This is a genomic window from Rhodococcus sp. M8 (assembly GCF_015654185.1).
In the GTDB taxonomy this organism is placed as follows: Bacteria; Actinomycetota; Actinomycetes; order Mycobacteriales; family Mycobacteriaceae; genus Rhodococcus; species Rhodococcus aetherivorans.
Window position 1 is genome coordinate 4,400,516 of record NZ_CP064065.1, and the last position, 18,591, is coordinate 4,419,106.

Sequence of the window (18,591 nt, forward strand, 5' to 3'; positions counted from 1 at the left end):
AGGTAGATATTTGTGCCGATAGACTGTGCTGCAGATCATACGAATCGGTCGGTGTGTCGCCTAATGCACCGGATTCTTCTGACCTCGGCGATGGAGGAGACTGTGACAATCACTGGGCGGGAAGACCCCCGCGAGACGCTCGACGGCGAGCTCCGCGAATTTCTGGAACCAGAAGTGGAAACTGCTCCCCGGGAGGTCATCAGAGCCACTCAAGAGGCTACGGTCCTGGAGCTGGTCCGGTACGCGTGGGCCAACTCTCCGCTGTATCGGGAGCACTGGAGCGCGGCCGGGGTTTCACCTGACGACATCCGCACTCTCGACGACTTCACCAACAAGATTCCGACCCTCACCAAGGCCGATATCCAGGCCTATCGGGCGCGCACCGGTGACCCCTACGGCGGATTGCTGTGCGTGGATCCGAAGGATCTGACTTCGGTGACCACGACGTCGGGTACCACCTCGGCGCCCGAATTGCTGCCGGAGATCTGGACCGATGCTCCGCCGTTGCCCGCTGCCAGCACCCGTGATCTCTATGCACACGGATTACGCCCGGGCGACAGAGTGATCGTTCCCGTAGGCGCGTTCCGTAACTACTGGGACGATTTCTATACGACCCTCGGGCTGACGCCGGTGTTCGCCGACAGCTGGCTGGGGCAAGGTGAGGGCCTTGTGCGCGCGATCCGCGAGCACAAGGTGGCCTATATGCAGGTGCATCTGCCGGCGATCATGGAGTTCGAGAAACTCGAGGAGAAGTACGACCTACGGGAGGCGTTCGCCTCGGTCAAGTTCTTCTCCTTCGCCGGACAGCCCATGGGTGAGGCACTCAAGCGCAAGGTCACCGAGGACTGGGGTGTCCGGATTGTCACCTACACCAGTGCAGGAGATACCGGGACCGCTTGGGAGGGACCGGAGCTCGACGGCTTCCAGCTATGGGAGGACATGATGTTCCCCGAGGTGCTCGACACTGTTACCGACCAACCGGTCGGCGACATGGAGGTCGGTGAGTTGATCGCCACCGACCTCGACAACAGGGTCGCCCCCTACATCAGGTTCCGATCCGGCGATCTGGTGCGGGTCACCCGCCGTCCCACGCAGAGCGGGCGGACACACGCCCGCATGTGGTTCTCGGGTCGGCGGGGCGACGAAGCCGTGATCGACGGCAAGGCCATCGTGGTCGGTGACGTGTGGCGTCTGGTGGAGTCGCTGCCGGAGCTGTCGGACGGCATGTTCCAGATCATTCGGACGGACGCGTCGATGACGCGCCTTAGGCTGCGAGTCGGTTACGCACCCGAACGGACGTCGGATGTGGTCGATCTCGAGCGTCGACTGACCGACCTGCTCGAAGCGGAGCTGGGTGTCGATGTCGACCTCGCCCTGCTCACTCTCGAAGACATCCTGCAGTACAGCTCGAGCGTCGCCAAGTTCCCGAGGATGGTGAAGAAATGACACGTCAGACCATGCTGGAAGCAGCGAGACGTCTGCCCCGGTCCCCGATCTACGGAATCGGTGTGCTCCCTTCCGGTGGCGGTTTCGTCGACTACGAGATCGGCTGGGAGGATCTCGAACGCGACGTTGCGTGGGCACACGAGCAGCTGGTCGCCGCCGGCGTCACTGCAGACGACCATGTATTGATCACCACCCCCAATCATGAGAATCCGTGGCTGAGCCCGGTGGTGCGGGCCTTGCGTCTCATCGGTGCGACCTACACCCCGGCCGAGGCCTACAACTGGGACGTCACCCGGTTCCTGTCGGTGCTGGAGCGCCTGCCGATCACGGTCGTCATCGGCTTGGGCGGTGACACACTCGGCGCGGCCAAGGCGCAACAACCGGACCTGGCGGCATTGTTCGACAAAGTGCGCCTCATCTGGGCCCGCCCGGAAGCACACGCCGAACTGGTTGCTGCGAACGTCGACTCGCTTCTCCTGGCCTTCTTGGGTCCGGCACTCGGTCTCGCAACGCCGGATGCTCCGGGCGTCCTGCGGATCAACGGCGCAGAATGGGCGGTCCGGGAAACCGGTGGGCGGTTGCTCGTGTCGGCAACCCCGGTGCGACGGGCACGGATCGCCGATTTCCCGGCGGGACTGTCCGGCCGGGTGAGTCGGGACGGCGACACGATCCTCGTAGAGCCCTGATTGCCAGAGCGCCCACCCCATCACCAACGGGGTGGGCGCTCGTATTCCTCCCGACAGAGTGGTGGCCGTGTGACGCGTGTCGAACAGAACTCCGACGACGGCACTCCCGGATTGCTCCGAGACGGCCGTTCGGTGCTCGTGCGCCGCCTGACGCCGGACGATCTCGATCTCATCGTCGACTTCAGCCGCCACCTCTCGCGCCGCACCATCTCCATGCGCATGCTCGGGCCCGTGGTGACCCTGGACCGCGCGGGTCTGGCCCGTTTCATGAACTTCGATCGGGAGACGCAGCTGGCACTCGTCGCCGTGCACGACGGCCGGGCAGTAGGGGTCGCCGATTTCGTGCGCGTGGACGGTCATCCGGATCGCGCGGAAGTCACTTTCACCATCGTCGACGAGTTTCAATCACTCGGACTGGGTGGCCTGCTGCTCGAGCACATCGCGGTGGCAGCGCGGGATTGCGGGATCGCGGTCCTCGAAGCAGACGTACTCACCGAGAACCAGGCCATGATCCGCACCCTGGAGAACTCGGGTTACGCCGTCGAGTTCGGTCCCCCCGCCTCGGTACTTCACGCCGACATCGTTATTCGGCCGCGCGCGCAGGTGGTTGCTCGCTCGGAACGGCGCGAACGCCAAGCGGTGCGTTCTTCGATGCAGCGAATCTTCGACGCTCGCACGGTGGCTGTCGTCGGCGCGGGCCTGAGTCCGGACAATCTCGGGCGGGCCGTCGTGAAGAACATGGTGTCCCAAGGCTTTCCCGGCCGAGTCTATGCTGTCAATCCGCACGTATCTGCCGTAATGGGGATGCCTACCTACCCCACGGTGAGTTCGATCGGCGAGCCGGTCGACCTGGTGGTGGTTGCGGTCGCAGCGCATCTCGTCCCGGAGGTGATCCGCGACTGCGCAGCGGCCTCGGTCACGGCGGTGATCGTAATGTCGGTCGGGTTCGGCGAGTCGGGTGAGACCGGTCGTGCCGCCGAGCTGGAGTTGGTCCGCTATGCACGTGCCCAGGACATGCGGGTGATCGGTCCGGCCAGTATGGGTATCCTCGCGCAGCAGGGTGCCCTTCGGTTGGCCGCGACCTTCTCGATGTCGCTACCACCGTCGGGTGTGGTGGCGCTGGCCAGCCAGTCCGGCACGCTCGGGCTGGCGGTGCTCGAATATGCCCGTCGGATCGGGCTCGGATTCTCCGGCTTCGCGTCGCTCGGCAGTTCGGTCGACGTCTCGCCGAACGATCTGCTGCAGTGGTGGGAGGAGGACCCGGCTACCTCCGTGATTCTGCTCGACCTCGAACGCTTCGGTAATCCGCGGAAATTCGCCCGTCTGACGCGGAGGGTGAGTGCACGCAAACCGATCATCACCGTCACCAGTGCAATGCGGACCGCGCTCAACGGAATTGCCGGTACAGAGCATGTCGACCGCGGTGCGGTCACCGACGAGCTGTTCTCTCAGACGGGCATAGTAGCCACTCGAACACTATCCGAAATGTTCGACGTAGCAAGGTTGTTCGCCAATCAACCGGTACCCGGCGGTGATCGGGTAGCAGTGGTTACCAATGCCAGTCAGCCCGGGGTGCTGACCGCGGCAGCGTGCCGTGCTGCGGGATTGCGCACCGCAACGCTGAGCGAACCCACCTTGGCCGTCCTGCGCGATCTCGTACCCGGCGACCCGGTCGACGTCGTCGACCTGACGCCCCGCGCCGACTCTGCGCGCTACGAGGCGGCATTACGTGCCCTACTCGCGGACGACGGAGTCGACTCCGTCGTCGCGCTGTTCACGCCCCCGTTGGCGCAGAGCCGAGAGGACATAACGGCCGCACTCGTACGGGCGGGTTCCTCCGCGCCGAGTAAGGCACTGGTCGCCAGTTTCGACGGCGCCGAGGGCATGCTTTCGGCACCCGACATCGATGCTCGTGCGGTGCCGAGCTACACCTTCCCGGAAGCTGCCGCCGCCGCACTGGGCTGGGCGGCGGCATACGGAGCGTGGCGGCGGCAGCCTGCCGGCGTGGTGCGACCGCCCAGCGGAGTCTCCGCCGAGCGCGTCCGTGCTGTCGCCGATCGCGTGGGGTTCGGCGTGCTCGGTGGAGCCGGCGCCGTCGAATTGCTGACAGCGGCCGGAATTGCGGTACGGCCGGACGCCGGCGACGGGCGCGACGTCATGGTGTCGGTGGTCGACGAACCGGTCTTCGGACCCTTGCTCGCCTTCGGTGTGCTCGGTGATCCGATCACACTCTTCGGCGATGTCGCATTCCACATCACGCCGGTCAGTGATCTCGACGCCATGCGCATGATCCGCTCGGTGCGGGCGTTTCCGCTCGTGGCCGAGCGTGATCTGGACGCGCTCACCGACCTGATCCTGCGGGTGGCGTGGCTGGTCGAGGAGCTGCCGGAACTGACCGAGTTGCGATTGGCGCCGGTCGTAGTCGGCGAAGCCGGCGCGGGTGTCGCTGTCAGGAGCGCGACGCTGGTTCTCGAGAAATCCGCGCCCGATCGCAGACACGGCGAGTCGAGGGTCCAGACGCTGTGACGGCGTGCGATACGACGTCCCGGACACGTTTGCCTGTGACACGGATTCGGATGTCTCGCCGGTCTGCGACATGCCAGAATCCATGAGGGCGAGAACATCTCGGATCGCCATGTCGTATAGTCCGGAGCTGGGCGAGTCGCGATCGGATTTCGTTCCGCTGTGAAACTTGTTTGGAAACAAATTCATTCAATGTCCGAGATGGGCTTCTCGCGTGAGGTTCGGAACGGCGAGAAGATCGTACGGATACGCACGTTGCGTTGGTGTGCAATGTCTTCGGTCGGTGCAGCAGACTTAGAGGTTGCGCGGAGAATGTGTCTTGTCTCACTCGGTCCGATGGAATAGTCTTCACGCGAAGGCCTTCGTCGGCCCGAACGAGTTCGATTGCGGCAGAATCCGATCTGCAGCTCTGTCGGGGGCAGAAGCAACTCACCGGTCGTCGAGAAGTCGTCGGCCCGATCAATCGTCAAGCGCGACTCCGCTTGCTATCCGAGGAGAGCCATATGGCTATACGTCGTTCGTCTACTGCATTGCTCATCATCGGCTTTCTGCTGATCGCATCGGCAGCAGCGATCAAATACCTTGTCGTGCCTCAATTATCCAAGCTTCCCGAGGACGCCAACGGAACATCGGCATTCGAGGGGACACTTCGTCGACTCGATCCCGCGACGTTCGGTCTCGGAACAGGCATCCCGGTATCCGTGGACCGCACGATGGCGGTCGACCAGGTGGAGGGGGATACGGCGGTCGTGACCACCACGGCCGTCTCCCACCTTCCGAGTGGTGACGCTACCGATACTCATACCTACGCCATCAACCGTGTGGACTACAGTCAGGCCGAGCCTCCGAATGCAGTGCCGGTCGAAGACCAACGCGGGGGAGTAACACTGTCGTTCCCGATGAATCCGAGCACTGACGATGCACTCGTCTACGACTCGGTCACTCGAACCGCGCAACCCGTGAGTTACACCGGCACCGACACTCTGGCAGGTCGCGAGGTGTACGTGTTCAAGGGAACCAGCACTGCTCCGGTCGCTGATCCTGCCGTCCTCACCTCTCTCCAGGCGGGGATCGTTGCCCTCACTCGAAGCGGAGATGGCTCCACCGTCCCCAAGGCAATGCTGCAGGCCATGATTCCTGCCCTTCCCGCGGACCGAGCGGCAGCGGTGCAGCAGGCTCTCCAGACTGCTCCGGACCAGGTACCACTGGCTTTCACTTCGGTGAACGAACTGACCCTTGCTGTCGACACCCGATTCGGCTCACCGCTCAACTCGGCACAGAATCGGACCACGGTGCTCGGTATCCAGTCCGAAGATGCGGCCGTTCCCCTCGTGGACCTTTCGCAGCTTCAGATCGCGACCTCCGAAGCATCGATCCAAGCCTCAGCGGCGAAGTTTGCTACGAATGAGCGGAAGTTGAACATTGTGGGAGTTTGGGTCCCGCTGGCGTCAGCACTGTCGGGTCTGGTCCTGATTGCGGTCGCGATCCTTCGCCGGAAGCCCGAACATCACGGCGAGGAGGCCACCAGCGGCTCCGGCGGGGATGCTCGCGAATCGGATGAACAGACGGCAGACGCACGCGGTTGATCTTGCGGGTCGTGTGGGTGTAGACACTGCGGACAGCCAGAGTGCCTGCTGACGTCATCCGAGTCCCGGACCTGGTACCGAGTGGTGGTGGACGATGCGGCGTCCCAAGGTACGTATTCTGCGATACAGACTCGCGCCCGTGATCGAGACGACCGTCTCGGACCTGAGGCTTCCCCTCGGTGGACACCTGTCCAAATCCCCGAAGTGGCGGAACGGCGGCACCAACTCGGCAGCACCGGGGCCGGCCGCTTGCCGGCCGGCGCACCGAGCACCGCCCAGCAGAATCGTAGTGCCGCAATCACGTCGGAGCCGTACTTCGGTGGTCTCGGGGTGCGTCGCCTGACCGTGGTGGGGTGCAACGCCTGCGTCAACGCCTTACGGGCGTGATTGCGATGCCGGCCGGTCGTGGCACACAATTCGTCGAGGATGACACCCTTGGCGGTCTTGTCGGCCCGGGCGTACCGCGTCGCGATCGTCTTGGTCACGGCCTTGCGCCCACTCATCGACAGCCCCATCATCCGGGCCTACCGCCCGGCCCGAGCCGGACACGGCAGGCGCACCGCACGCGCGCATTCTCAGTTGAGGCAACTACTACCTCTACGCGCGCATTTTGGATGAGCCTCCTGTCCTTCCGTGGACGCCTCGCAGGCGTGAAAATGGGGTCGGGTCGCCTGCCGACGCCGTCGTTGACGTGAATCTCCGAATCCGCGGATGAGCCTGGTGCCGGGGCCCGACCTGGAAGGGTCACGCACTGTTGCTTCGAGCACGCCGGTCAGAATTTCAGTTCCCTCGACCGAGGCCCCCGGACGGCCCGCTGTGCATGTGGACTCGATGGGAGGAAGGCAAGTGAAGCAGATTCACGGATCAGCGCCGGAAGAGATCCCCGACGCCGAGTATGAGTTGGTCATCGAGCGGGTGTGCGCGATCGACGTGGCCAAGGTGTCGGGCAAGGTATGCGTGCGAACACCGGGGAGTCGTCGACGGGTCAGCAAGGTGTGGGACGTATCGGCGATGACCGACGCGGTCACCGAGCTGGCCGACCAGCTGGTCGATCTGCGGATCGAGAAGGTCACCGTCGAGTCCACCTCCGACTACTGGCGGAGCTGGTACTACCTGCTCGAAGCCGCCGGGCTGAACGTGCAGTTGGTCAACGCGCGGGACGCGAAGAACGTGCCGGGACGTCCGAAAACGGACAAGCTCGACGCGGTGTGGCTGGCCAAGCTGACCGAGAAGGGTCTGCTGCGGCCATCGTTTGTGCCGCCGGCTCCGATCCGCAGGCTGCGCGACTACACCCGGCTCCGAATCGACTTGGCCGGGGAACGCGCCCGGCACTGGCAGCGGCTCGAAAAGCTGCTCGAGGACGCCCTGGTCAAGGTGTCGTCCGTCGCCTCGACGCTCGACGATGGACACCCAGCGGTACGCGAGATGCTCGAGGCGCTCATCGCCGGCGAACGCGATCCTCGACGACTCGCCGGGCTGGCCCGCGGCAAGATGCGACCCAAGTACGCCTCCCTGGTCGAAGCGTTGACCGGCCGATTCGATGACCATCATGCCGAGCTCGCACGAATGCTGCTCGACCAGATCGACGTGGTGACCGCACAGATCGGCGTACTCACCACTCGCATCGAGCAGCTCCTGGCGGACCTGCCCGAGTGTCAAGCCTCGGACCACCGGTCCGTCGGTCCGCCGGAAGAATCCGGTGCGAGCGGGACCCGATCCGAGGTGGCCGCCGACCCTGGATGCACATCCTCGGTCGAGCGCAGTGCCGCACCCATGGCCGAATGTGCCGAGTTCAGCACGGTCGAACGCCTCGACGAGATCCCCGGCGTCGGACCGCGGACAGCACAGGTCATCGTCGCCGAGATCGGCCTCGACATGACCCGGTTTCCCACCGCCGCACACCTGGTGTCCTGGGCGAAACTGTGCCCCCGCACCATCGAGTCCGGAGCCACACAGCACGCCGGCAAATCAGGCAAAGGCAACCCCTACCTGAAAGGCGCACTCGGCGAGGCAGCCAGCGCTGCCGCCAAGACCGGCACATTCCTCGGCGAACGCTACCGGCGCATCGTCAAGCGGCGCGGCAAGCTCAAGGCTCTCGTTGCCGTTGCCCGCTCGATCCTCGTCATCGTCTGGCATCTGCTCGCCGATCCCAGCGCCCGCTTCCACGACCTCGGGCCCGACTACCACACCATCCGGCGCCACAGCGAACGCAAGATCCGCAACCCCGTCGCCCAACTCACCGCGCTCGACTACCACGTCACGCTAGAACCCGCCGCCTGAACCAATTCCGACCGCCACAACCCAACCCGGCTCCGCAAGCTCCGCCGGGTGCTGTCGCCTGCCCGCTCACCGATGGCATTTTCCGGTCAGTCAACGCGGGCCCTTGCATTCGGTGTGTGATGCAGATAACATCGGTAGTGCGAATCGAGCAGACGTCCGAGGACGACAGAGGCTCGTGAAGCAGAGATCCGGCCCGGAGGTTGCGAAAGCGATTCCCGGGCCGAACCCCTGTCCGGGGGCGGTTTCGTCCGGGCGGCGGGTCAGGCGAGCCGCTCGCGCCGCAACTGCTCGACCTCCGGCAGCTCCAGCGGCGGTAGCGAGTCCACTCCGAGCGCGCGTGCCAGCAGCAGATCCGCCAGCTCGGGATTGCGGGCCAGGACCGGTCCGTGCATGTAGGTGCCGATCACCGAACCCTGCACCGCGCCCTCAACGCCGTCGCCCACACCGTTGCCGACGCCCCGGGTGACCCGGCCCAGGGCGCGGGCATCCGGCCCCAGAGTCGTTCCGCCGCGATGGTTCTCGAATCCCGTCAGCGGCAGGTGCAACCCCTCGGCGAGGGGCGTGGTCACCACCTCGCCGATGGCGCGAGTCTGCTGCGGCGCGGTGGTCACGTCGAGCAGGCCGACGCCGTCGACGCGCTCGCCCGCCGACGTCTGGTACCAGTTGCCGAGCACCTGGATCGCCGCGCAGATCGCCAGGACCGGAGCCCCCCGTTCGGCTGCCCGTTGCAGACCCGGATGCCGCTGCAGATGCCGCGTGGCGAGGCGTTGCGCCGAGTCCTCGGCCCCGCCGAGGGTGTACAGGTCCAGGGAGTCGGGGACCGGGTCGGTCAGGTTGATCGACACGACCTCGGCGTCGTGGCCGCGCATCCGCAGGCGCTGCCGCAGGACCAGCGCATTGCCGCCGTCGCCGTAGGTGCCCATCACGTCGGGCAGCACGAGCCCGATCCGCACGGTGGACTCAGACATGCGCGGCTCCCTTCGCCAGGGCGGTGTTCAGATCCCGGAACGCGGTGTAGTTGGCCAGGACCTCGACCCGTCCGGGTGGGCACGACGCAATGGCCCGGACCGGGTCCGCCACCAGCGTGTGCTCGACCCCGGCGTAGGTCAGCCGCACGGCCAGATCGGTACCGCGTTCGCCGGACGCCACCACCTGCACGCCCTCGAAGTGCTCGAACCGCACGTCCCACAGCCACGACAGGTCCTCCCCGTCGGGCACCTGCCCGTTGACCGCGATGACCAGACCGTCGACCGTCGGGTCGATCATCGACAGGGCCTCCTGCCAGCCGGCCGGGTTCTTCGCCAGCAGCATGTGCACCGAATGCGGACCCACCTGCACGGTCTTGTACCGGCCGGCGACCTCCTCGACGACACCCGCGGCGGCGACGGCCGCGGCCGGATCCGCGCCGAGGGCGACGGCCGCGGCCACCGCCTGCGCGGCGTTGCCCCGGTTGGCGCGGCCGGGCAGGGTCAGCGTCATCGGCAGCACCAGCCCGTCCGGGCCGTAGAGATTCTCGTCGTCGACCCACCAATCCGGTTCGGGTCGCGCGAACTCCGAGCCCGTGCTGCGCCAGTGTCCGTCCTCCCACAGGATCGGCTCGCCGGTGCGGGGGCAGCTGACCGAGTCGCCCGCCCACCCGGCGCCCGCCGCCACCCACACCACGTTCGGATGGTCGTAGGCGACGGAGGTGACGAGCACGTCGTCGCAGTTCGCGACGACCACCGCGTCCGGGTGCCGTTCGAGACCGGCCCGCAGCTTGCGTTCGATCATGTTGATCTCGCCCACCCGATCGAGCTGATCGCGGCTCAGGTTGAGCAGCACGATCGCTTCGGGGTCGAGGGCGTCCGCGACGTGCGGGGTGTGCAACTCGTCGACCTCGATCGCCGCGAGCGGCGCCTCCTGGTGGGCGACCAGCGCCGCGACGATGCCGGCGTCCATGTTCGCCCCGTCGGCCTGGGTGGCGACGGAGTCCATCGTCTCCAGGGCCGCCGCCGTCATCCGGGTGGTGGTGGACTTGCCGTTGGTGCCGGTGACCAGGACGGTGCGACGGCCCCGGCCGAGCTGCTCCATCAGCCGCGGATCGATCTTCAGCGCGACGAGACCGCCGATCATCGACCCCTTGCCGCGCCCGGCCTTCAGCGACGCCCACGAGGCGGCCTTCGCTGCGCGCAGCGCCAGCCGCCCGCGCCCGGTGATTCGAGTGCTTGTACCCACGTCGCGAGTTTTCCACAGCGGCGCCGGCATCGCCGCAGCGCCGCCGTGTCCGCGCCGTCACACGCCGCTGCGCCGGTGCGAATCGCTCACAGGACCGGCGGTGCCGGATGCGTCCCCCCAGGTGGCGTGGTCCCCTGGGGCGGGGAGGTGGTCGCCGTGGCGGATGCGGACACAACCAGCGGGAGCACGGGTACCTACGTCGTGGTGGGCGACACCACGGTCGCGCGGCGAGTCTGCGCCTCGCTCGTCGCCCTGGGCTGCGCCGTGCGGCACGCGCCGCGGCCCGACGACGAGGAGCTGCGGGCCCTGCTGGACCAGCCGCCGGTCGCCGGGATCGCGGTGCTCCTGCAGGACGACGTGGTCGCCCTGCGGTATGCGCTCGCCGCGGCGCATCTGCAGCCGGACGCACCGATGGTCGCGACGATCTTCGACCGCACGATCGGCGATCAGCTCGCGCGGTTCCTGCCGCAGTGCGACGTGACGTCGCCGGCCGACCTTGCCGCCGCGTCCCTGGCCGGGCCGTGCGTGGCACCCGACCTGCTGGCCGTGACCTCCACCCGCGAACCGCGCGGCATCCGCGCGGCCGGTGACGTGCTCGACGAGGTGCCGGTGGCGGTGCCGCGCCGCATGGTGTGGCAGCGGTGGGCCGGTCAGCTCACCGCGGTGCTGCGCACGCACGAGACCGGCACGCGCATCCTGCTGGCCGGGCTGCTCGGGCTGGCGGCGGTGCTGCTCGGCGACTGGGCGTGGCTGACCTTCGGGGAGGGCAAGGGAACGATCGACGCGTTCCACGAGGCAGTCCGCGTGGTCACCACGGTCGGACCGGCGGCCGACCCGCACGGCAACGAGGCCTACGCCGCGATCGCGTCCACCGCGATGCTGGCGACGATCGTGTTCACCGCCATGTTCACCGCCGGGGTCGTGGACCGGCTGCTGGGCCCGCGCCTGACCGCGCTGCTCGGCCCTCGTTCGCTGCCCCGCTCCGGGCACGTGATCGTCGTGGGCCTCGGGCAGGTGGGTCTGCGACTGTGCCGGGAGCTGCGGGACCTCGGTATCCCGGTCGTGGGCGTCGAGCGGGACACCAATGCGCGCAATCTGCGGCTGGTGCGCGACCTGAACATCCCCGCCGTGGTCGGCGACGGCGGCGACCGCCGGCTGCTCGAGCGGGTCGGGGTCCGTCGGGCGGTCGCGCTCGCCGCGGTGGGGTCCGACGACCGGGACAACGTCGCGGTCTCGCTCGCCGTCCAGGACATCGCACCGGGCCTGCGGCTGGTGTTGCGCGCCGGGGAGCGCGAGGTGCTCGCCGAGACGGGCTCGCTGCTGCCGCTGGGCGTGATCCGCGACGTGACCAGCCTGAGCGCGACCTACGTGCTCGCGCGCCTGCTCGGTCGCGAGCCGCTCGGGGTGGTCGCCGGGGCGGTGCATGTGCACCTGCGTCTCACGGACGGCAAGTTCGAGGAACTGCCGATCGCGTCGCCGGGTGGCTGCCGGCACGCGCCGGTCACGGGCGTGGGGACGGGCATGCGATAGCCGACAGTGGGTATGTCGGAAGGGTGGGTGTGCCGGCGGGGGTGGGTACGCCGGAGGGAAACCGACCCGAGGGAGGGATCGTCGCGATGCTGCTCTCCGTGGGCCACGGACAGCTCGACCGGACGCAGCTGGCCGAGCTGCTGCATTCCGCCGGCGTCGAGTCGCTGGTCGACGTCCGGCGCTTCCCGGGCAGCCGGCGCAACCCGGACCTGTCGAGCGACGCGATGACGCAATGGCTGGCCGATGCCGGCATCGACTACCGGCTCGAGCGGCGGCTCGGCGGCCGGCGACGGCTCCCCGCCGGGACGACGCCCGAGGACTCGTGGTGGCGGGTCGAGCAGTTCGCCGCCTACGCCGCCCACACCCGCACGGAGGAGTTCGCCGACGCGCTCGACGGGCTGCTCGAGGAGTCCGCGCGGCGCCGGACCGCGATGATGTGCAGCGAGAGCGTGTGGTGGCGATGCCACCGCCGCCTCGTCGCCGACGTCGTCGTGCTGCGTTTCGGCCGCGACGTCGAGCACCTCCTGCACGACGGCCGCCTCCTGGCGCACGAGGCGGCGCCGGGTGCCCGCATGCGGGCGGACGGGCAGGTGGTGTGGGACGGCTAGGTGTGATGTCCAGGCACGTTGGTCAGCCGGCTGATCGGTGGATGGCCGCCGAGTGCGGAGTGGGCACGGTGGTGATTGTAGAAGTGGAGCCAGGTGGTGAAAGCTTCGCATCGTTCGATGTCGCTGCGGTAGTGGTGGGCGTCGACCCATTCGTCGGCTAGGGTGCAACGCCGCAGAGCTCTGCGAAGGCGGCTTCGTCGCGGATGCGAGATCACGGGGCGAGGTCTTCACCGCAGCCAGCAGTAGTTACACAACCCGCCTACCGCCGTTTGACACACAGAGGCGATGTCAGGTCAGATTCGTCTGGCCGATGCGCACCACGGCGGGGACCGCCACGGCAGCTTCGCATCGAAGCGAAACGACGCCGAGTGTTCTGGCCGGAACCGCCCGGACAGATTGTGAGGAGCGGTGTCTCAAACGTGCCGGCACGTATCCCAGCTCGACGAGTCCAGCCGTAGGCGGTGATCCGTTTGGATCGGACGCTGTGAGCAGCCACCGTAACATTGCCCTTCGTGCGGTCCAGTGCTTCGGAGAACCAGTCCGTCAACGCTGCAGAAACCACGATCCCCGCAACTCCCTGAAATTCAGGGTGTTGCGGGGATTGTGAGAATCCGCCACTCGTGTGGAGGCCGACATCGTGGTTCGACGGGGGAAGAATCAGGCAGATTCGACCCATAGGTAATACGGACGTGGCAACAGATCATCGGGATTGAATGACAGCTCGTCCGATGCTCGGACCGACTGCGCCACAGCGGTGGCGCGCGGGTACACGATCACCGGATACATCACACCACGAGCCAGGACTTCGCTCTGGATCTCGTCCATGACGGGTTTCCGTTCCTCGAACGGCGCGGTGAGGCTCGACTTGTACTGTGCGTCCAGGTCTTCGAGGTCGGTCAGACCGAACGGATTGAGCGTGCCCTTGTTCGACACCGACGACGAGTACCACTGATCGAGATCCACCGCAGTCAGAGGGAAGAGGGCCGCCGGGAACTCGCCGCGCCGGATCGACGCGTAGTACTGCTGGGGTTGGACGTCGACCGGCTGCACGACGATGCCGCCCGCGGCGAGCATCTGCGCGACGGCCTCGAGCTGGACCCGCACCGGCGGCATGCTCGGCATGGGCATCGAGAAACCGTTCGGAAGGCCGGCATCGGCCAGCAGTTCCTTGGCGCGCTCCACGTTCGGGGGATGGGATTCGAGCGTGGGGTCGTGCCAGCGCGACACATCGGAGGCGAACCCGCCGATCGTGCTCGATGCTCTGCCCTGGAACACGCTCTGATTGAACCCCTCGCGATCGAGGAGCAGGCCGATGGCCTCCCGTGCTCGGGGATCGGCGAGTTCGGGTACCAGCTTGCCCGAGCGGTCCAAGATCCCGAGATCCCACTGGGAGGTGAGCTCGCTGATGACGGACAGCCCCGAGTCGGTGATGGCGTCGACCTGGTCGGGGGGGATCGTCCCGATGTCGATCTGTCCGCTCTGCGCCGCGTTCATCCGGGCGGCGTCGTCGGACATCACGTTCACGACGACCTCGTCCGCGTTGACTGCGGTGGGGTTCCAGTAGTCGGGGTTCGCGCGGAACACGTGCAGTCGCCCCTCCTGGTGAGCGGACGCGTCCCAGATCCACCCACCGGATCCCGCCGCATATCTGGTCAGAGTTCGAAGAGGCCAGACGTGCTCCGGAACTGCTGCCGAGACTCCTCGCGGCCGTCGAAGTCCCGATCCAGCTCGCCGAGGCTGAGTTCGAATGGACCACGGCGCCAGGCTCGGATGTCATTGACGCCGCCCGGAGCCTGGTGCGGGCGCCGCTGGAGACATGCATCATCGAAGGATCGGGCCACAACGTCTCGCTGAACTCTGCGGCAGAGTCCTACCACCGGCGAGTCGTCGATTTCGCATGCCGGTTCCGATCAGAAGAACCCTAGCTGTCGAGGCTTGTCAAGCGGGCAGGGTGAGGCCCGGCCGGTTTCTGTAGCTTCGACTGGCAGCGACCTCACACCGGACCCCGGTCGCGGACAGATCCCGATTCGACCCGAAAGCGGTTGGTCCGGCCTTGTGCACGACCGTCACCGGCCCCGGCAGATCGGTGATCCAGGGCCGGATGTGGTGGTCAACCGCGTCTGGGACACCTCGCCGGTGACGCTGTCGATGACCGCTGCCGCGACCTAACGTGCGTGCATGTCCAGTCCTACGAGCGGCAGACACCTGGGCCTCCTGCCACCCTCGGATAGACCGGGCAGGGAGGCTTCCTGTTCGGTAACCCACGAACATGGGTGAGAACGGCCCCGCAACCCCCGGCTCAACGCCAGCAGTCGCCCATACCGACTAGGTACCGGGCTCACCGAAACTGCCGTGCCGCCCGGCACCGCCGGCGAACCGGGACGCGCCCTCGAGCGTGTCGTGCGCCAGGGAGACCGCGCCGTGCCGGAACTCGTTGAGCAGGGCCTGGTCCTCGTCGAGCGCGTGCTGCTCGAGCAGCGAGAGGCGGTCCCGGCGCAGGCAGGTCTGCGGGAAGGCGGCGATCTCGGCCGCGAGCGCCCGGGCCGCGGTGAGTGCCCGACCGGCGGGGACGAGCCGGTTGACCAGCCCAATGCGCAGTGCCTCGTCGGCGTCGACGGCGCGGCCGGTCAGGACGAGGTCCATCGCGCGGCTCTCGCCGATGAGCCGCGGCAGCCGCACCGTGCCGCCGTCGATCAGCGGCACACCCCAGCGGCGGCAGAACACGCCCAGCACCGCCCCCTCCTCGGCGACGCGCAGATCGGCCCACAGCGCCAGCTCGAGCCCGCCCGCGACGGCGTGGCCCGAGATGGCGGCGATGACGGGCTTGGACAGCCGCATCCGCGACACGCCCATCGGCCCGTCACCGTCCGGGGCGACCCGGTTCGCGCGTCCCTCGCTGATCGCCTTCAGGTCAGCGCCGGAGCAGAAGGTGCCCCCCTCGCCGTGCAGGATGGCGACCGCCGCCTCGTCGTCGGCGTCGAAGGCTCGGAAGGCGTCGGCGAGCGCCTGCGCCGTCTCCCGGTCGACCGCGTTGCGGACCTCGGGACGGTTGATCCCGATGGTGGTGACGGGCCCGTCGCGGCGGACCCGAAGCGGATCGGACGTCATCGTCGTGATCCCCCCGGGGGCGGCGTCAGGCCAGCGCCTTGGCCTTGAGGGCCTGGTATTCGGCCTCGGTGATGGTGCCCGCGTCGAGCAGGGCCTTGGCGTCGGCGATGTGCTCGGCGGGGGACTTGCCGGCGACCTCGCGGATGTAACTGTCCTGGGCCTGCTTGACCTGGGCGTACTCCCGCGCGGAGCGCTCGGCCATGCCCTTGCCGTTGACGATCAGATAGATCAGGGCGGTCAGGAACGGCAGGAAGATCAGGAAGACGATCCAGATCGCCTTGATCCAGCCGGACTGCTGGTGGTTGCGGAACAGGTCCCCGATGATGGAGAAGAGCACCATCAGGTACGCAATGAACGCGAAGCTGATGATGATGAACCAGATGATGTCCCAGAAATCCATGTGACGCTCCCTTTCGTGGGGCACGTGCGGAGACGGATCCGAACCGAGATTCGCCCGGCCGACAAACGGACACGCGGCGGCACTCCTGCGAAAGAGTACCGCCGCGTTCGTCCGAATTCGCGCCGTTTGCCGCGGTGTTCGCGGGACCGGAGGGCTCAGTGGGCCCGGTTCACCGCCGAGACCACCGCGCGCAGCGACGCCGTCGTGATGGACGGCGCGATTCCGACACCCCAGACCAGGGCCGAAACCCCGTCGGGCCGGGTCACGTCCGCCTCGACGTACGCGGCCGCGAGGGCGTCGTCACCGGCCGACATGGCGTGCTCGGCGTAGCCGCGGACCGCCACCTGGTAGCCCAGGGTCTCCAGGGCGTCGACGAAGGCGGCGAGCGGGCCGTTGCCGGACCCGGTGATCTCCTGTTCCTTGCCGTGGTATTTCACGACCGCGGTGACGGTGTCGGTGCCGTCGTCGGTCTCGGCCGCGGCGACCTTCTGCCGGATCCGTTCGAGCGGGGTGATCGGGGTCAGGTACTCCTCGTGGAAGATGTCCCACATCTCCTTGGGGCTGACCTCGCCGCCCTCACCGTCGGTGACGCGCTGCACCGCCTGCGAGAACTCGATCTGCAGCCGCCGCGGCAGGTTCAGGCCGTGGTCGTGCTTCATGATGTACGCCACGCCGCCCTTGCCGGACTGCGAGTTCACCCGGATCACGGCCTCGTAGCTGCGGCCGACGTCCTTCGGGTCGATCGGCAGGTACGGAACCGCCCAGGTCAGGTCGTCGACGTCGGTGCCCGCCGCGTCGGCGTCGGCCTTCATCATGTCCATGCCCTTGTTGATGGCGTCCTGGTGGCTGCCCGAGAAGGCCGTGTACACCAGGTCGCCGCCGTAGGGGTGCCGCTCGGGCACGGGCAGCTGGTTGCAGTACTCGACGGTGCGGCGGATCTCGTCGATGTTGGAGAAGTCGATCTGCGGGTCCACGCCGCGGCTGAACATGTTCAGGCCGAGGGTGACCAGGCACACGTTGCCGGTGCGCTCGCCGTTGCCGAACAGGCAGCCCTCGATGCGGTCGGCGCCGGCCTGGTAGCCCAGTTCGGCCGCCGCGACGCCGGTGCCGCGGTCGTTGTGCGGGTGCAGCGACAGGATGATCGAGTCGCGCTTGGCCAGGTTGCGGTGCATCCACTCGATCGAGTCGGCGTACACGTTCGGCGTGGCCATCTCGACCGTCGCCGGCAGGTTGATGATCACGGGGTTCTCGGGGGTCGCGCCCAGGGTGTCGACGACCGCGTCGCACACCTCCTTGGCGTACGACAGTTCCGTGCCGGTGTACGACTCGGGGGAGTACTCCCACCGCCAGTTCGTGTCGGGGTGGTTCTTCGCCTCCTCGAGTACCAGTTCGGCCGCGTCGGTGGCGATCTTCTTGACCGTGTCCTTGTCCGCCTTGAACACCACGCGGCGCTGCAGGATCGACGTCGAGTTGTAGAAGTGGACGATGGCCGTGTGGGCCCCGGCGCACGCCTCGAAGGTGCGTTTGATCAGCTCGGGGCGGGCCTGCGTCAGCACCTGGATGGTGACGTCGTCGGGAATCGCGTTGTCCTCGATGATCTCTCGGACGAAGTCGAAATCGGTCTGGCTTGCCGACGGGAAGCCGACCTCGATCTCCTTGTAGCCCATGCGTACCAGCAGGTCGAACATGCGCCGCTTGCGGGCGGGGCTCATGGGGTCGATGAGCGCCTGGTTGCCGTCACGCAGGTCCACGGCGCACCAGGCGGGGGCCCGGTCGATGACCTTGTCCGGCCAGGTGCGGTCCGGCAGCGTGACCGGCTCGACCTCCTCGGCGAACGGCCGGTACCGGTAGGTCGGCATCGAGGAGTTCTTCTGCGTGTTCCACGCCGGCTGATCGGCGGGGGCGGGCTTGCTCGGCGGCGTGATAGTGCGCGAGCCGGAGGTGAATGCGTCGGCGGGTGACATGACGTAACTCCAAAAAAAGGGGACCGGTGAGTCCGGATGAGGATACGACCGGCGCGACCACACCCCGCGACGGGAAGCCGGTCTGGTCAGATCCCGCCGCGGCGGCCGAGGAGAAGCGCGCGCTGCATGCCAGGCAGTGTACTCGCTCGCCCCCGCCGGAGCCCACCCGGGATGCGGGGATTTCGCTGCCGGGGCCGGGCGGAGCAGGCCGTACGAACGTGACCCGATCGATACGGAGGGCGCTGT

General features: G+C 67.4%; 13 protein-coding genes and 1 pseudogene. 7 read left to right on the forward strand and 7 right to left on the reverse strand.

Annotated features, from left to right (window positions below; all coding sequences use genetic code 11):
- Positions 1 to 102 precede the first annotated feature (102 nt).
- From ISO16_RS19905 to ISO16_RS19925, 5 genes are all read left to right on the forward strand, one after another.
- Complete coding sequence (locus tag ISO16_RS19905) at positions 103 to 1,446, forward strand: phenylacetate--CoA ligase family protein (RefSeq protein WP_230304399.1); 1,344 nt, start codon at positions 103 to 105, stop codon at positions 1,444 to 1,446.
- A complete protein-coding gene (locus ISO16_RS19910; RefSeq protein ID WP_072634107.1) occupies positions 1,443 to 2,132 on the forward strand; it encodes a hypothetical protein in 690 nt (229 codons plus the stop codon). Before ISO16_RS19905 ends, ISO16_RS19910 begins: the two co-directional genes overlap by 4 nt.
- Positions 2,133 to 2,201: 69 nt before the next feature.
- Positions 2,202 to 4,658 (forward strand): bifunctional acetate--CoA ligase family protein/GNAT family N-acetyltransferase, encoded by a 2,457-nt coding sequence (locus ISO16_RS19915; RefSeq protein ID WP_072634108.1) that lies wholly within the window; start codon positions 2,202 to 2,204, stop codon positions 4,656 to 4,658.
- 500 nt (positions 4,659 to 5,158) lie between these two features.
- Entirely contained in the window at positions 5,159 to 6,241 is a 1,083-nt protein-coding gene (locus tag ISO16_RS19920) for a porin PorA family protein (RefSeq protein WP_083662381.1), read from the forward strand.
- 855 nt (positions 6,242 to 7,096) lie between these two features.
- Entirely contained in the window at positions 7,097 to 8,521 is a 1,425-nt protein-coding gene (locus tag ISO16_RS19925) for an IS110 family transposase (RefSeq protein ID WP_442800833.1), read from the forward strand.
- A gap of 260 nt (positions 8,522 to 8,781) precedes the next feature.
- Here the strand turns inward: ISO16_RS19925 and ISO16_RS19930 are convergent, their stop codons facing one another.
- Complete coding sequence (locus tag ISO16_RS19930; RefSeq protein WP_072634110.1) at positions 8,782 to 9,489, reverse strand: type 1 glutamine amidotransferase; 708 nt, start codon at positions 9,487 to 9,489, stop codon at positions 8,782 to 8,784.
- Positions 9,482 to 10,735, reverse strand: a complete 1,254-nt coding sequence (locus ISO16_RS19935) for a Mur ligase family protein (RefSeq protein ID WP_072634111.1) — start codon at positions 10,733 to 10,735, stop codon at positions 9,482 to 9,484. Before ISO16_RS19935 ends, ISO16_RS19930 begins: the two co-directional genes overlap by 8 nt.
- A gap of 156 nt (positions 10,736 to 10,891) precedes the next feature.
- On the opposite strand from ISO16_RS19935, the gene ISO16_RS19940 reads away from it, so the two are divergent.
- Both ISO16_RS19940 and ISO16_RS19945 read left to right on the forward strand, forming a co-directional pair.
- Positions 10,892 to 12,265 carry a potassium channel family protein gene (locus tag ISO16_RS19940; RefSeq protein WP_072634194.1) on the forward strand — a complete coding sequence of 458 codons (1,374 nt, stop codon included), beginning with the start codon at positions 10,892 to 10,894 and terminating at the stop codon, positions 12,263 to 12,265.
- Between the two features lie 86 nt (positions 12,266 to 12,351).
- On the forward strand, positions 12,352 to 12,873 hold the full coding sequence (locus ISO16_RS19945; protein WP_072634112.1) for a DUF488 domain-containing protein: 522 nt from the start codon (positions 12,352 to 12,354) through the stop codon (positions 12,871 to 12,873).
- Here ISO16_RS19945 and ISO16_RS28760 read toward each other — a convergent pair.
- The 5 genes and pseudogenes from ISO16_RS28760 to leuA form a co-directional block, all read right to left on the reverse strand.
- Positions 12,870 to 13,037: pseudogene (locus ISO16_RS28760) on the reverse strand (integrase core domain-containing protein); the annotation flags it as partial. The gene ISO16_RS19945 and the pseudogene ISO16_RS28760 overlap by 4 nt on opposite strands.
- A 493-nt stretch (positions 13,038 to 13,530) precedes the next feature.
- Entirely contained in the window at positions 13,531 to 14,637 is a 1,107-nt protein-coding gene (locus tag ISO16_RS19955; protein ID WP_083662384.1) for an ABC transporter substrate-binding protein, read from the reverse strand.
- 561 nt (positions 14,638 to 15,198) lie between these two features.
- Complete coding sequence (locus tag ISO16_RS19960; RefSeq protein WP_072634115.1) at positions 15,199 to 15,981, reverse strand: crotonase/enoyl-CoA hydratase family protein; 783 nt, start codon at positions 15,979 to 15,981, stop codon at positions 15,199 to 15,201.
- Positions 15,982 to 16,006: 25 nt separating this feature from the next.
- Complete coding sequence (locus ISO16_RS19965) at positions 16,007 to 16,381, reverse strand: SHOCT domain-containing protein (protein WP_072634116.1); 375 nt, start codon at positions 16,379 to 16,381, stop codon at positions 16,007 to 16,009.
- Between the two features lie 155 nt (positions 16,382 to 16,536).
- Complete coding sequence (leuA, locus tag ISO16_RS19970; protein ID WP_050034480.1) at positions 16,537 to 18,345, reverse strand: 2-isopropylmalate synthase; 1,809 nt, start codon at positions 18,343 to 18,345, stop codon at positions 16,537 to 16,539.
- Between the last annotated feature and the right edge of the window lie 246 nt (positions 18,346 to 18,591).

Bases quoted from the DNA above. Each gene is read 5' to 3' on its own strand.
- ISO16_RS19930 (WP_072634110.1), bottom strand. From the start codon at position 9,489: ATGTCTGAGTCCACCGTGCGGATCGGGCTCGTGCTGCCCGACGTGATG.
- ISO16_RS19965 (WP_072634116.1), bottom strand. From the start codon at position 16,381: ATGGATTTCTGGGACATCATCTGGTTCATCATCATCAGCTTCGCGTTC.
- ISO16_RS19920 (WP_083662381.1), top strand. From the start codon at position 5,159: ATGGCTATACGTCGTTCGTCTACTGCATTGCTCATCATCGGCTTTCTG.
- leuA (WP_050034480.1), bottom strand. From the start codon at position 18,345: ATGTCACCCGCCGACGCATTCACCTCCGGCTCGCGCACTATCACGCCG.
- ISO16_RS19960 (WP_072634115.1), bottom strand. From the start codon at position 15,981: ATGACGTCCGATCCGCTTCGGGTCCGCCGCGACGGGCCCGTCACCACC.
- ISO16_RS19945 (WP_072634112.1), top strand. From the start codon at position 12,352: ATGCTGCTCTCCGTGGGCCACGGACAGCTCGACCGGACGCAGCTGGCC.
- ISO16_RS19910 (WP_072634107.1), top strand. From the start codon at position 1,443: ATGACACGTCAGACCATGCTGGAAGCAGCGAGACGTCTGCCCCGGTCC.